This window comes from Sphaerotilus sp. FB-3, assembly GCF_023706025.1.
GTDB lineage: Bacteria > Pseudomonadota > Gammaproteobacteria > Burkholderiales > Burkholderiaceae_C > Sphaerotilus > Sphaerotilus sulfidivorans.
On record NZ_BQWE01000034.1, the window covers coordinates 125,432 to 138,364 of the forward strand.

Annotated in this window: 12 protein-coding genes; 11 read left to right on the top strand and 1 reads right to left on the bottom strand. The window is 68.2% G+C overall.

Going from position 1 to position 12,933, the window contains the following annotated elements; genetic code table 11:
- The first annotated feature begins 22 nt into the window (after positions 1 to 22).
- Together NFT33_RS13925 and NFT33_RS13930 are read left to right on the top strand one after the other, a co-directional pair.
- The gene (locus NFT33_RS13925) at positions 23 to 667 is read left to right on the top strand and encodes a Maf family nucleotide pyrophosphatase (RefSeq protein ID WP_246607147.1); all 645 of its coding nucleotides are present in this window, start codon (positions 23 to 25) and stop codon (positions 665 to 667) included.
- Positions 664 to 1,458 (top strand): SAM-dependent methyltransferase, encoded by a 795-nt coding sequence (locus tag NFT33_RS13930; RefSeq protein ID WP_251676189.1) that lies wholly within the window; start codon positions 664 to 666, stop codon positions 1,456 to 1,458. The genes NFT33_RS13925 and NFT33_RS13930 overlap by 4 nt, the downstream gene beginning before the upstream one ends.
- A gap of 43 nt (positions 1,459 to 1,501) precedes the next feature.
- Here the strand turns inward: NFT33_RS13930 and NFT33_RS13935 are convergent, their stop codons facing one another.
- Positions 1,502 to 3,010, bottom strand: a complete 1,509-nt coding sequence (locus tag NFT33_RS13935; RefSeq protein WP_376744163.1) for a DEAD/DEAH box helicase — start codon at positions 3,008 to 3,010, stop codon at positions 1,502 to 1,504.
- 311 nt (positions 3,011 to 3,321) lie between these two features.
- Here NFT33_RS13935 and NFT33_RS13940 point away from each other — a divergent pair, with 311 nt between their 5' ends.
- From NFT33_RS13940 to NFT33_RS13980, 9 genes are all read left to right on the top strand, one after another.
- Positions 3,322 to 4,779: a mannose-1-phosphate guanylyltransferase/mannose-6-phosphate isomerase gene (locus NFT33_RS13940; RefSeq protein ID WP_251676194.1), complete on the top strand. Its 1,458-nt coding sequence runs from the start codon at positions 3,322 to 3,324 to the stop codon at positions 4,777 to 4,779.
- Positions 4,780 to 4,791: 12 nt separating this feature from the next.
- Positions 4,792 to 5,856, top strand: a complete 1,065-nt coding sequence (gene rfbB, locus NFT33_RS13945) for a dTDP-glucose 4,6-dehydratase (protein ID WP_251676196.1) — start codon at positions 4,792 to 4,794, stop codon at positions 5,854 to 5,856.
- Positions 5,857 to 5,873: 17 nt separating this feature from the next.
- Complete coding sequence (gene rfbD, locus NFT33_RS13950) at positions 5,874 to 6,773, top strand: dTDP-4-dehydrorhamnose reductase (RefSeq protein WP_251676198.1); 900 nt, start codon at positions 5,874 to 5,876, stop codon at positions 6,771 to 6,773.
- Position 6,774: 1 nt separating this feature from the next.
- Positions 6,775 to 7,662, top strand: a complete 888-nt coding sequence (gene rfbA, locus NFT33_RS13955; RefSeq protein WP_251676200.1) for a glucose-1-phosphate thymidylyltransferase RfbA — start codon at positions 6,775 to 6,777, stop codon at positions 7,660 to 7,662.
- A 22-nt stretch (positions 7,663 to 7,684) separates the two neighbouring features.
- Positions 7,685 to 8,236, top strand: coding sequence for a dTDP-4-dehydrorhamnose 3,5-epimerase (gene rfbC / locus NFT33_RS13960; protein WP_149504148.1), 552 nt, complete (start codon positions 7,685 to 7,687; stop codon positions 8,234 to 8,236).
- A gap of 102 nt (positions 8,237 to 8,338) precedes the next feature.
- On the top strand, positions 8,339 to 10,312 hold the full coding sequence (locus NFT33_RS13965) for an SLBB domain-containing protein (RefSeq protein WP_251676201.1): 1,974 nt from the start codon (positions 8,339 to 8,341) through the stop codon (positions 10,310 to 10,312).
- A gap of 18 nt (positions 10,313 to 10,330) precedes the next feature.
- A complete protein-coding gene (locus tag NFT33_RS13970; RefSeq protein ID WP_251676203.1) occupies positions 10,331 to 11,458 on the top strand; it encodes a Wzz/FepE/Etk N-terminal domain-containing protein in 1,128 nt (375 codons plus the stop codon).
- An 18-nt stretch (positions 11,459 to 11,476) separates the two neighbouring features.
- On the top strand, positions 11,477 to 11,668 hold the full coding sequence (locus NFT33_RS13975) for a hypothetical protein (protein WP_251676205.1): 192 nt from the start codon (positions 11,477 to 11,479) through the stop codon (positions 11,666 to 11,668).
- 92 nt (positions 11,669 to 11,760) lie between these two features.
- Positions 11,761 to 12,930: a lipopolysaccharide biosynthesis protein gene (locus NFT33_RS13980; RefSeq protein WP_251676207.1), complete on the top strand. Its 1,170-nt coding sequence runs from the start codon at positions 11,761 to 11,763 to the stop codon at positions 12,928 to 12,930.
- Positions 12,931 to 12,933: the final 3 nt, after the last annotated feature.

Sequence of the window (12,933 nt, forward strand, 5' to 3'; positions counted from 1 at the left end):
TCGGCGCGGCCACAATCCGGCCATGTCCGACACTGTCCTTCATCCCCCCCGCATGGCACGGCCGCCGCTGGTGCTGGCCTCGACCTCGCGCTATCGGCGCGAGCTGCTGGCCCGGCTGCGCCTGCCTTTCGAGGTCCGCGCGCCCGAGGTCGACGAGACGCCGCAGCCTGGCGAGACGCCCGCCGCCCTGAGCGAGCGGCTTGCGCTGGCCAAGGCGCGTGCGGTCGCCGCTGCGCATCCGCAGGCCATCGTCATCGGCTCCGACCAGGTCGCCGAGCTCGACGGCCAGCCGATCGGCAAGCCCGGTCACCATGAGGCCGCCGTCGAGCAGCTGCGTGCGATGCGCGGCCGCAGCGTGGTCTTCCACACCGCGGTGGCGGTGCTGCGCCACGACACCGGCTTCGAGGCGGTGCGCCGCGTGCCGGTCACGGTGCGGGTGCGTTCGCTCAGCGAGGTCGAGATCGAGACCTACCTGCGGCTGGAGCAGCCCTACGACTGCGCCGGCAGCGCCAAGTGCGAGACGCTGGGCATCACGCTGCTCGACGCGATCGAGTCGGATGATCCGACCGCGCTGGTCGGGCTGCCGCTGATCGTGACCTCCGCGCTGCTGCGTGCGGCAGGGCTCGATGCGCTGGCGGTGCTGGCCGGTCATGGAGGTGGCGCATGAGCACGACGACGAAGAGCGGGCCGAAGGGCCGTCTCTGGCTGGTGCCTAACACGCTGGACCTGGGCACGCTGCGCGAGGGCCAGCCGGTGCCCGACCTGCAGCAGGTGCTGCCGCTGGGCGCGATCCGCGTCGCCGCAGGCCTGTCGCACTGGGTGGCGGAGAACGCGCGCAGTGCGCGGGCGCTGCTCAAGCGGGTCGATGCGGTGGTGCCGCTGGCGCAGCCGCTGCAGGCGCTCTCGATCCGCGAGCTGCCGCGCCCGCCCAAGGGTCGAGCTGACCCGAAGGCCCCGGCGCCCGACTGGGCCGGGCTGCTGGCGCCGGCGCTGACCGGGCACGATGTCGGCCTGGTGTCGGAGGCGGGCCTGCCTGCGGTGGCCGATCCCGGCGCCGAGCTGGTGCGGGTCGCGCATGCGCAGGGCATCACGGTGATGCCGCTGTCGGGGCCCAGCTCGCTGATCCTGGCGGTGGCCGCCAGCGGCCTCAACGGCCAGAGCTTCGCCTTCGTCGGCTACCTGCCGACCGACGCGGCCGAGCGCACCCGGCGCCTGCGCGACCTGGAGGCGCACTCCAGGCGCTGGCAGCAGACGCAGCTGCTGATCGAGACGCCCTACCGCAATGCCGCGATGGCGCAGGCGCTGCTGGCCGCGCTCAGCCCGCAGACCTGGCTGAGCATCAGCTGCGGGCTGACGCTGGAGGGCGGGTCGACCCGCACGCTGCGGGTCGCGCAGTGGCGCGTGTCGCCGCCGGAGCTGCCCGGCGACGTGCCGGCGGTGTTCGCCTTCCTGGCCTGAACGGTCCGGGCCGCGGCGCGGGCGGCCTCAGGTTTTCAGACCCTCAGGTCGGCACCTTGCCGCCGAGCAGCGCGGCGACCTTGCGCCGCGGCTTGATGAAGCGCGAGATCGAGCTGCGCGAGCCCGGTGCGGCCGGCACCGCGGCCTGCTTCTCCCAGACTGGCGAGGCGTTCGGATCGGCCTCGTAGGGCTGGTCGAAGAAGGGATCCTTCGGCGCCTGGCGGGGCGCACGCACGGGCGGCGCCGACGGCACGAAGGCCGGGCGGCTGCCGTCCTCGGCGAACTCGCTGCGGGGCGCGGTGCGGCGAGGTGCGCGCTCCTCGTCGTCGTCGCGGTGGCGACGGCGCGGCCGGTCGTCCTCGATGACGAAGGGCTCCAGATCGATCTTGCGCTTGATCAGCTTCTCGATGTCGCCCACCAGGCGCGCGTCGTCGCGGGTGGCCAGCGTGATCGCGATGCCCGAGGCGCCGGCGCGGCCGGTGCGGCCGATGCGGTGCACATAGTCCTCGGCGTTGAAGGGCACGTCGAAGTTGAAGACCGCGGGCAGGTCGGCGATGTCGATGCCGCGCGCGGCGACGTCGGTGGCCACCAGCAGGTCGACCTCGCCGGCCTTGAAGGCGGCCAGCGACTTCAGGCGCTCGTCCTGCGACTTGTCGCCGTGCAGCGCCGCGGTGCGCAGGCCGTCGCGCTCGAAGGAGCGCGCCAGCCGGGCCGCGCCGAGCTTGGAGTTGACGAAGACGATGGCCTGGCGGATCTCGCGCTGGCGCAGGATCTGCACGATGGTGCGGCGCTTGTCCTCGTCGGCGACTTCGTAGAAGCGCTGCTCCACCGTCGAGGCGGTGGCGTTCGGGCGCGCTACCTCGACCAGGATCGGATCCTGCAGATAGCTCTGCGCCAGCTTCTTGATCTCGGGCGAGAAGGTGGCCGAGAACAGCAGCGTCTGGCGGGCCTTGGGCAGGAAGCTCAGGATGCGCTGCAGGTCGGGCAGGAAGCCGATGTCGAGCATGCGGTCGGCCTCGTCGAGCACGACGTACTCGACCTGGCCGAGGTTGCAGTTCTTCAGCTGGATGTGGTCGAGCAGCCGGCCCGGCGTGGCGATCAGCACCTCGACGCCGCGCTTGAGCTCGGCCGTCTGCGGGTTCATGTCGACGCCGCCGAAGACGCAGGCCACGCGCAGCTGGCTGTGCCTGGCGTAGGTCTTGACGTTGACCGCGACCTGGTCGGCCAGCTCGCGCGTCGGGGCCAGCACCAGCGCGCGCACCGGGTGGCGTGCGGGCGAGGCGCTGGCGTTCTCGTGGCGCATCATCTTCTGCAGCAGCGGCAGCGAGAAGGCGGCCGTCTTGCCGGTGCCGGTCTGCGCCGCGCCCATCACGTCGCGGTTCTCCAGCACGATCGGGATCGCCTTGGCCTGGATCGGGGTCATCGTCTCGTAGCCGGCGTCGACGATCGCCCGCAGCAGCTTGGCGTCCAGCGGCAGGGTGTCGAAACGGGCGGGTGCGGCGACGGCCTCGGGGGGCGGGGCGGTCACGGCGTCTTCGGGTTGGTGCGTCATCACCTCGCGATTATCCTGCGGTTGAGGGGCCTGCCGGCACCGGCGACGTGAATTGCCCACGACCGGGCCCTGCCGCTGGCCGTCGGCCGCGCGCGGAATCGGCAAATTGACACGCGATGCCCGCTCCGGCGCGGGGCCGGCCGCCCTGGGCACGATGCGTCACGGAAAACCCTAAGCACAATCCGGGAGAATCGACCGTGCAGGGCCGATGGGGCGGTGCCGCCGCCCGCTCGATGCCTTGCTCGATTGCTTTCTTGCGCCTTCTGAACCTTCTTCAACTTCCTTCTGATCCTTCGCGAGATCCTTCACCCATGAGCCAGACCTCTTCTTCTCCCATCGTCGTGCAGCCGGTGATCATGGCCGGCGGCAGCGGCACGCGGCTGTGGCCGCTGTCGCGCGCGGGCTATCCGAAGCAGTTCCTGGTGCTGGGCGACAGCAACCGCAGCCTGTTCCAGGAAGCGGCGCTGCGCCTGGCGGGGCTGGCGGCGGCGGACATCGCGCCGGCCGCACCGCTGGTGGTGGGCAACGAGGAGCACCGCTTCCTGGCGCTGGACCAGCTGCGCGAGGTGCGCCAGATGCCCTCGGCGGTGGTGCTGGAGCCGGCCGGGCGCAACACCGCGCCGGCGCTGACGCTGGCGGCGCTGCAGGCGCTCGAGGGCGGTCAGGATCCGGTGCTGGTGGTGACGCCGGCGGACCAGACGGTGACCGACGAGGCGGCGTATGCGGAGGCGCTGCGCCAGGCGGTGCGGCTGGCGGCCGACGGTCTGGTGGTGATCCTGGGCATCACGCCGGACGCGCCGGAGACGGGCTACGGCTACATCCGCACGTTGCCGGAGCTGGGCGCGGCGCGGGTGGCGCAGTTCGTCGAGAAGCCGGACCTGGCGACCGCCGAGCGCTATCTGGCCGAGGGCGGCTACTTCTGGAACAGCGGCATGTTCGTGCTGCGGGCCTCGGTGTGGATGAAGGCGCTGCAGACCTTCCGGCCGGACATCGCCGAGGCTGTGAAGGCGGCCTGGGCGCCGCGCCAGTGCGATGCGCAGTTCGTGCGGCCGGGCAAGGCGGCGTTCATGGCGGTGCCGTCGGAATCGGTGGACTACGCGGTGATGGAGCGCTGCCCGGGCAGCGAGTTCGACATCCGCATGGTGCCGCTGAGCGCGGGCTGGAACGACCTGGGCGCCTGGGAGGCGGTCTGGCAGGTGTCGGGCAAGGACGAGAACGGCAACGCCTGCGTCGGCGACGTGATCGCCAAGGACAGCCGCGACACGCTGGTGCACTCGAGCGGGCGGCTGGTGAGCGTGGTGGGCGTCGAGAACCTGGTGGTGGTGGAGACGGCCGATGCGGTGATGGTGGCCGACCGCAGCCGCAGCCAGGAGGTCAAGCAGATCGTCGCGCAGCTGGACAAGGGCGGGCGCACCGAGCACACGCTGCACCGCAAGGTGCATCGGCCCTGGGGCTGGTACGACTCGATCGACGCCGGCCCGCGCTTCCAGGTCAAGCGCATCATGGTCAAGCCGGGTGCCTCCCTGAGCCTGCAGATGCATCACCACCGCGCCGAGCACTGGATCGTCGTGACCGGCACCGCCGAGATCACCAACGGCGACAAGGTGCTGCTGCTGAGCGAGAACCAGTCGACCTACATCCCGCTGGGGCAGGTGCACCGCCTGGCCAACCCGGGCAAGGTGCCGCTGGAGATCATCGAGGTGCAGTCGGGCTCCTACCTGGGCGAAGACGACATCGTTCGCTACGAGGACACTTACGGCCGCAACTGACCTCCTTCATCCATGATCCTCATCACCGGCGCCGCAGGTTTCATCGGCGGCAATTTCGTTCATCACTGGTTCGAGCGCAGCGAAGAGCCGGTGGTGGTTCTGGACAAGCTGACGTACGCGGGCAATCCGGCGACGATCCAGTCGCACCTGGACGCGGGGCGCTGCACGCTGGTGCAGGGCGACATCGGCGACCGCGCGCTGGTGGCCGGACTGCTGACGGAGCACCGCCCGCGCGCGGTGCTGCACTTCGCGGCCGAGAGCCATGTCGACCGCAGCATCCACGGCCCCGGCGAGTTCATCCAGACCAACATGGTGGGCACCTTCGAGCTGCTGGAGGCCGTGCGGGCCTACTGGAGCGCGCTGGAGGCCGAGCCCAAGGCGGTGTTCCGCTTCCTGCATGTCTCGACCGACGAGGTGTACGGCTCGCTCTCCGAGACCGACCCGGCCTTCAGCGAGACCACGCCGTACGCGCCCAACAGCCCGTACTCGGCCAGCAAGGCCGGCAGCGACCACCTGGTGCGGGCCTACCACCACACCTACGGCCTGCCGACGCTGACGACCAACTGCTCGAACAACTACGGGCCCTATCACTTCCCCGAGAAGCTGATCCCGCTGATGATCCTGAATGCCCTGGAGGGCAAGCCGCTGCCGGTGTATGGCGACGGGCAGAACATCCGCGACTGGCTCTATGTGCGCGACCACTGCGAGGCGATCCGCCAGGTGCTGGCCAAGGGGCGGCTGGGCGAGACCTACAACGTCGGCGGCAAGAACGAGATCAGGAACCTGGACGTGGTGCAGGTGATCTGCGCCAAGCTCGACGCGCTGCGCCCCAAAGCCGACGGCACGAGCTACGCCAGCCAGATCACGTTCGTGGCCGACCGCCCGGGCCATGACCGCCGCTACGCGATCGACCCGACCAAGATCGAGGCCGAGATCGGCTGGACGCCTGCCGAATCCTTCGAGACCGGCATCGACAAGACGGTGAAGTGGTACCTGGAGAACACCGCGTGGATCGACTCGGTGCGCACCGGCGCCTACCGCGAGTGGGTGTCGAAGAACTACAGCACGCGCGACTGACGCCGGGGGCCGCAGACATGAAGATCCTTCTTCTGGGCCAGGGCGGCCAGGTCGGGTGGGAGCTGCAGCGCGCGCTGGCGCCGCTGGGCGAGGTGGTCGGGCTCGACCATGACAGCGCCGCCAACCCCGGCGGACTGCACGGCGACTTCAGCCGGCCCGAGGCGCTGGCGGCCACGGTCGCGGCGGTCAAGCCGGACCTGATCGTCAACGCCGCGGCGCACACCGCGGTCGACAAGGCCGAGAGCGAGCCCGAGCTGGCGCGCGCGATCAACGCCACCGCCCCGGGCGTGCTGGCGCGCTGCGCGGCCGAGACCGGCGCCTGGCTGGTGCACTACAGCACCGACTATGTCTTCGACGGCTCGGGCGATGCTGCCCGCGACGAGGAGGCCGCCACCGGCCCCTTGAGCGTCTACGGCCAGACCAAGCTGGAGGGCGAGCAGCTCATCCGCGCCAGCGGCTGCAAGCACCTGATCCTGCGCACCAGCTGGGTCTACGCCGCGCGTGGCGGCAACTTCGCCAAGACCATGCTGCGCCTGGCGGGCGAGCGCGAACGCCTGACCGTCATCGACGACCAGATCGGCGCACCCACCGGCGCGGACCTGCTGGCCGACTTGACCGCGCAGATAGTGCGCCAGGTCATGAACAGCGAGATCGACCTCTCCGGTGTCTACCACGCGGTGGCCGCCGGCGAAACCAGCTGGCACGGCTACGCCAGCTTCGTCATCGAGCAGGCCCGCCAGCGGGGCCGCGAACTCAAGGTCCAGGCCATCGACCCGGTTCCCACCAGCGCTTTCCCGACGCCGGCCAAGCGCCCGCACAACTCGCGCCTGTCGACGCAGAAACTCCAGCAGGTCTTCGGCCTGCGACTGCCGCCGTGGCAGCAGGGCGTCGAGCGCATGCTCACCGAGATCCTCTGACATGAACACTCCTCGCAAGGGCATCATCCTGGCCGGCGGCTCCGGCACCCGGCTGCACCCGGCGACGCTGGCCATCAGCAAGCAGCTGCTGCCGGTGTACGACAAGCCGATGATCTACTACCCGCTGACCACGCTGATGCTGGCCGGGATCCGCGACATCCTGATCATCTCGACGCCGCAGGACACGCCGCGCTTCGAGGCGCTGCTGGGCGACGGCAGCCGCTGGGGCCTGAACCTGCAGTACTGCGTGCAGCCCAGCCCGGACGGCCTGGCGCAGGCCTTCATCCTGGGCCGGGACTTCGTCGGCGGCGCGCCCAGCGCGCTGGTTCTGGGTGACAACATCTTCCACGGCCACGACCTGCAGCAGCTGCTCAACAGCGCCACCAGCCGCGAGACGGGCGCCAGCGTCTTCGCCTACCACGTGCATGACCCGGAGCGCTATGGCGTGGTCGCGTTCGACGACAAGAAGCGCGCGCTGAGCATCGAGGAAAAGCCCAAGGCGCCCAGGAGCAACTACGCGGTGACCGGCCTGTACTTCTACGACGAACAGGTCTGCGACATCGCCGCGAACATCGCGCCCAGCCCGCGCGGCGAGCTGGAGATCACGGACGTCAACGCCGAGTACCTGCGCCAGGGCCGCCTGAGCGTGGAGATCATGGGCCGGGGCTACGCGTGGCTGGACACCGGCACGCACGACAGCCTGATGGAGGCGGGGCAGTTCATCGCCACGCTGGAGAAGCGCCAGGGCCTGAAGGTGGCGTGCCCGGAGGAGATCGCCTGGCGCCGCGGCTGGATCGACGACGCGCAGCTGGACAAGCTGGCCGCGCCGATGCTGAAGAACGGCTACGGGCAGTACCTGAAGAAGGTGCTCGCCGAGCAGGTCTTCTGACCCGCGCAGAAAGGACCAGGACATGAACATCATCCGCACCGCCATTCCCGACGTGCTGATCCTCGAGCCGAAGGTGTTCGGCGACGCGCGCGGCTTCTTCATGGAGAGCTGGAACCAGAAGGTCTTCGACGAGGCGGTGGGCCACCCGGTCCGCTTCGTGCAGGACAACCACTCGCGCTCGAGCCGCGGCGTGCTGCGCGGCCTGCACTACCAGCTGCCGCCGCATGCGCAGGGCAAGCTGGTGCGCGTGGTCTCCGGCTCGGTCTTCGACGTCGCGGTGGACCTGCGCCGCGGCAGCCCGACCTTCGGCCAGTGGGCCGGCGTCGAGCTGACCGGCGAGAACCACCGCCAGTTCTGGATTCCGCCGGGCTTCGCGCACGGCTTCGTCGTCACCAGCGAGACGGCCGACTTCCTCTACAAGACCACCGACCTGTACGCGCCGCAGTGCGAGGGCGCGGTGCGCTGGGACGACCCGACGGTCGGCATCACCTGGCCGGACCTGGGCATGGCGCCGCTGCTGTCGGCCAAGGATGCGGTGGCGCCGCTGCTGGCCGACGCGCGGCATTTCGACTGACGCGGGCTTACCCGGCGTTGTCAGGGTCAGCCTCTACAATCTGATCGAACTGCCGGGTACCCGGCCGATTCTTTCAGATCAGTTCAGAACAGATCCATTCCGATGACGCCATCTCGCTCGGTCCTGCCGTTGCTGCGCGGCAGCGCGCTTGTTTTCGCTCTTTGCGGCCTGGGGGCCGGGGTTTCGGCCCAGAGCACCGCTCAACAGGGTGCCTACAGCACGTCTTCCTCTTCCGTCGACGATGGCTCGCAGCAGCAGGGCAGCGCGTCCGGCACGCAGGGCCAGGTCTCCGACACGGTCAATGGCGCCGGCGGCAGCGGCGCGGTGCGGCTGCAGTCGAACGCACGGCGCGGCACCGGCACCCTCGACGAGCGCCAGCGCCGCCTGAACGGTGATGAATTGCTGCAGCAGGACGAGTTGCTGCAGCCGGTCGACGGCCCGGTGCGCCCCGACGAGTTCGAGACCTATCTGCGCAAGCTGGGCTATCCGGGCATTCGCCGCTTCGGTCAGGAGCTGATGTCCGGCCGTGGCGGCTTCGATGCGCCCGAGACCAGCGGCCTGGTGCCGGCTGACTATGTGATCGGTCCGAACGACGAACTGCAGGTCACCATCTGGGGCTCGGCCGATGCCGATCTGCGCCTGCAGGTCGACCGCAGCGGCCGCATCACCATTCCGCGCATCGGTGCCATTCCGGTGGCCGGCGTGAAGTTCGGCGAGGTCGGTGAGGTGATCTCGCGCCGTGTCGGCCAGGTCTTCCGCAACTACCAGGTCAGCGTCACGCTCGGCCAGGTTCGCAGCGTGCGGGTCTATGTGACTGGCCATGTGAAACGTCCTGGCGTCTACAACGTCAGCGCGCTGTCCAGCGTGGTGAGTGCGCTGATGCGCAGCGGTGGCCCGAGCGCGGCCGGCAGTCTGCGCCAGGTCGATCTGCGCCGCGGCAAGGAGCTGGTCACCCGCTATGACCTCTACGAGCTGCTGGTCAAGGGCGATCGCAGCGCCGACCGTGTGGTGCAGAACGGCGACGTGATCCATGTCGGCCCGGTCGGCGCGCAGGTCGCGCTGGTGGGCAGCGTCAACCGGCCGGCGATCTTCGAACTCAAGCCCGGCGAGAAGGTCGAGGACCTGCTGACGATGGCCGGCGGCTTCACCGCGGTGGCCGACCGCACCCGGCTGGCGATCGAGCGTCTGGACGATCGCGCCAAGACCCGCGTGACCCAGCTCGAGATGCCGGCCGCTGCCGGCCAGGCGCCCGCCAGCGGCGATGTTCTGCGCGCCTTCAGCGCTGTCGAGGCCACCCAGCCGGTGGCGCGCCAGAACAAGCGCATCCGCATCGAGGGCGAGGTGGCCAAGCCGGGCGAATATGTGCTGCCGCCCAATGTGACGGTGCGCCAGGCGCTCGGTCTGGCGGGCGGCCTGACCCCGAACGCCTATCTCTACGGCACCGAGTTCACCCGCGAGTCGGTGCGCCAGCAGCAGCAGCTCAGCTATGACCGCGCGCTGCGCGACATGGAGACCGAGTTCGCACGCGCCTCGGCCACCCAGCGCGCGATCAGCGCCGACGAGGCCGCGACCTTCGAGCAGCGCAACACCGCCACCGGCCGCCTGATCGAGAAGCTGCGCCAGGTCCGCCCGACCGGCCGGGTCGTGCTGCAGATGACGCCCGGCTCCGACCAGCTGCCCGATCTGCCGCTGGAAGACGGCGACCGCCTGCTGGTGCCGGCCCGCCCGACCACCGTCAACGTCTTCGGCTCGGTCTTCAGCAGCGGCGCCTTCCTGCAGGAGCCGGGGCGCTCCTTCAGCGACTACCTGAACCAGGCCGGTGGCCCGACCCGTGGTGCCGATGCCGGCGCCGTCTTCGTGCTGCGCCCGAACGGCAGCGTGCTCAGCCAGCTGCAGCGCTCGTCCTTCTTCGGTCTGGTCGGCGACATCGGCGGCACCAAGGCCGAGCCCGGCGACACCATCTTCGTGCCGGAGCGCATGAACAAGACGACCTGGGTGCAGGACCTGAAGGAATGGACGCAGATCCTGTATCAGTTCGGTCTGGGTGCGGCTGCGCTCAAGACGCTGCAGGATTGAGCGGGAGTGCCCATGTCCATGAACGACGCGAACAGCAAGGCCTCCACGCGGGACAGCTCATCGTCCTGGGACGACGAGGATGACGGCATCAGCCTGTCGGAGCTGGCCGGGGCGATCCTGGGCCAGTGGAAGATCATTCTGGCCGGCTCGGTCCTGGCCGGAGCGGCCGGCCTGGGCGCGGCTTCGCTGATGAAGCCGGTCTTCACCGCGCGCACCGTGGTGATGCCGCCGCAGCAGCAGCAGAGTTCGGCTGCTGCCGCGCTCGGCTCGCTGGGGGCGCTGGCGGGCCTGGCCGGCGGGGGCATCAAGAGCCCGGTCGACCAGTACATCGCCCTGATGCAGAGTGCGACCGTGTCCGACCGCCTGATCGACCGCTTCAAGCTGATGGAGGTCTACGAGGAGGAGTTCCGCTCGGTTGCGCGCAAGACCCTGCTGACGAAGGCCATCATCACCGCCGGCAAGAAAGACGGCCTGATCGTCGTCGAGGTCGATGACCATGATCCGAAGCGTGCTGCCGACATCGCCAATGCCTATGTCGACGAGCTGCGCCTGATGACCAACACGCTGGCGGTCAGCGAGGCCCAGCAGCGCCGGCGCTTCTTCGAGCAGCAGCTCGAGGTGACCAAGAAACGACTGACCGAAGCCCAGGTCGCGCTGCAGGAAAGCGGCTTCAGCGCCGGCGTGCTGCGCGCCGAGCCCAAGGCGGCCGCTGACGGCTATGCCCGGCTGCGCGCCGAAGTCACCGCGGCCGAGGTCCGGCTGCAGACGATGCGCCGCACGCTGGCCGACAGCGCGCCTGAAATGCAGCAGCAGCAGGCCCAGCTCGAGGCGCTGCGCTCCGAGCTGGCCAAGCTGGAGCAGCGCGAGGCGGCGCCTTCGTCGAAGGATGCCGGCTACATCGGCCGCTATCGTGACTACAAGTATCAGGAAACCCTGTTCGATCTGTATGCCAAGCAGTTCGAGCTGGCACGCCTCGACGAGAGCCGCGAAGGCGGGCTGATCCAGGTGGTCGATGTCGCGACCGCGCCGGATCGCAAGAGCAAGCCCAAGCGGGGAATGATCGCTGCCGGCGTTGCTGTGCTGGCTGGTCTGTTGCTGGCGGTTCGCGCCATCGTGATTTGGCGGCGCGTTCGGCATTCGGCGTGACTCACGAGGGGGGGGGGCATGTCTCTGGGAACTACCATACAAGGCCGGTCGTTCTTGGCCATTGAGGGTGATGTGAAGAATGAAGAGTTCTTCTTCGCAAATGGCGAAGGAAAACTGGATCAGTTCACCGAATGGAGTCCACAAGTTAGCGCACAGAAAGACGTCTGGCGCGCGCTGGCATGGAGCTCAAGCATGCTTGCTGACATCTGATGAGTTCGAGAACTGCCGTCTTGGCTGGCTGGTTGGCTCGTGCCGTGGTTGTAATCTGTGGGCTTCTGAATACACGGTTACTACTGTCTATCATGGCAGTACCCGACTACGCGGCCTATGCAATCGTCATCTCGCTAGGCCCGTGGGTGAACCTACTCAATTTGGGCCTGCCAAATACGGTACAGAACGAGATTGCTGAGCGCCGTGCCAGGAGTGAAGACTTCGGTGCCCTGCATCAGACCGTCGTGAACGCCACCGTGCTCGGCGCGTTGGTCTTGTGCGTGTTCAGTTGGCCGCTAGGCGAGGTACTTCGGTACACTGTGCTGTCGGGCTACGATGGCCTGTCTGTGACAAGCATCGCTCTGATGTGTGTCGGCTTGAGCCTAAACGGGCTTGGCATGGTGGCCAATCAGGTTCTATTCGCGTTGCACCGCAGTTTCTGGCCTAACGTCATGCCAGGTATTCAAGCGCTGACTACGACGCTGCTACTACAGGCCTTCCGAGCGACTGACCTCACTGGATTTGACTGGGCCGCTCTGAGTTTCGTGTTGCCAGCTGCACTGTCATTCGTGCTGATGTCTCGAGTGGCGCGGGCACGCCCGTTGCACGGTGTCGATCTGACACTGCTACTTGAAATGTTGCGCCGCAGTCGTTCTTTCCTGTTGTTGGCCATTCTTACTGCTGCGACAGTTTCAGTGGACTACGTCGTTATGGCTCGCATGCTCACTGGCCCACAGGTGGTTGAGTACAGTTTGGCTGGAAAAATATTTGCTGTGCCGCTATCGGTGCATTCTGTGTTAATGGCTACGTCTTGGACTGGCCTCTCCGATGCTCATTATCAAGGTAATTATATATTGGTGCGCCGGCGTATCAAGCGGCTGCTGATAGTGGGTATTGTTGTCGTATTGGTTCCGTCGGCTGTAATTCTAATGTTCAAGGAACTTATCTTCGGGATCATCACCGGGCAAAAAAACTTTGCCATCTCGAACTCGCTGCTCGGCGCCTGGGTACTGTACCTAGTCCTGCGCATCTGGTGCGACACTTTCGCAATGGCGCATCTGAGTGCTGGCCGGCAGACGCTGCTCAACGGCTACATCCCGTTCCAGGCGGGGATCAGCATCTGCGCGCAGATTTTCTTTGGCCACCATTTCGGTGCGGTTGGGGTGATGCTGGGTTTATGTGCCTCTTTCGTGCTCACCGCCGCATGGATCCTGCCCATGCGCTTCTTTCAGCAGACCCGGTCCGTTCCATCACTCCCATGACTT

What these genes read in the sequence shown, in the direction of transcription:
- rfbD (WP_251676198.1), top strand. Translation starts at nt 5,874, where the DNA reads ATGAAGATCCTTCTTCTGGGCCAGGGCGGCCAGGTCGGGTGGGAGCTG.
- NFT33_RS13940 (WP_251676194.1), top strand. Translation starts at nt 3,322, where the DNA reads ATGAGCCAGACCTCTTCTTCTCCCATCGTCGTGCAGCCGGTGATCATG.
- rfbB (WP_251676196.1), top strand. Translation starts at nt 4,792, where the DNA reads ATGATCCTCATCACCGGCGCCGCAGGTTTCATCGGCGGCAATTTCGTT.
- NFT33_RS13965 (WP_251676201.1), top strand. Translation starts at nt 8,339, where the DNA reads ATGACGCCATCTCGCTCGGTCCTGCCGTTGCTGCGCGGCAGCGCGCTT.
- NFT33_RS13925 (WP_246607147.1), top strand. Translation starts at nt 23, where the DNA reads ATGTCCGACACTGTCCTTCATCCCCCCCGCATGGCACGGCCGCCGCTG.
- NFT33_RS13970 (WP_251676203.1), top strand. Translation starts at nt 10,331, where the DNA reads ATGAACGACGCGAACAGCAAGGCCTCCACGCGGGACAGCTCATCGTCC.
- rfbC (WP_149504148.1), top strand. Translation starts at nt 7,685, where the DNA reads ATGAACATCATCCGCACCGCCATTCCCGACGTGCTGATCCTCGAGCCG.
- NFT33_RS13935 (WP_376744163.1), bottom strand. Translation starts at nt 3,010, where the DNA reads ATGACGCACCAACCCGAAGACGCCGTGACCGCCCCGCCCCCCGAGGCC.
- NFT33_RS13980 (WP_251676207.1), top strand. Translation starts at nt 11,761, where the DNA reads ATGGCAGTACCCGACTACGCGGCCTATGCAATCGTCATCTCGCTAGGC.
- rfbA (WP_251676200.1), top strand. Translation starts at nt 6,775, where the DNA reads ATGAACACTCCTCGCAAGGGCATCATCCTGGCCGGCGGCTCCGGCACC.
- NFT33_RS13975 (WP_251676205.1), top strand. Translation starts at nt 11,477, where the DNA reads ATGTCTCTGGGAACTACCATACAAGGCCGGTCGTTCTTGGCCATTGAG.
- NFT33_RS13930 (WP_251676189.1), top strand. Translation starts at nt 664, where the DNA reads ATGAGCACGACGACGAAGAGCGGGCCGAAGGGCCGTCTCTGGCTGGTG.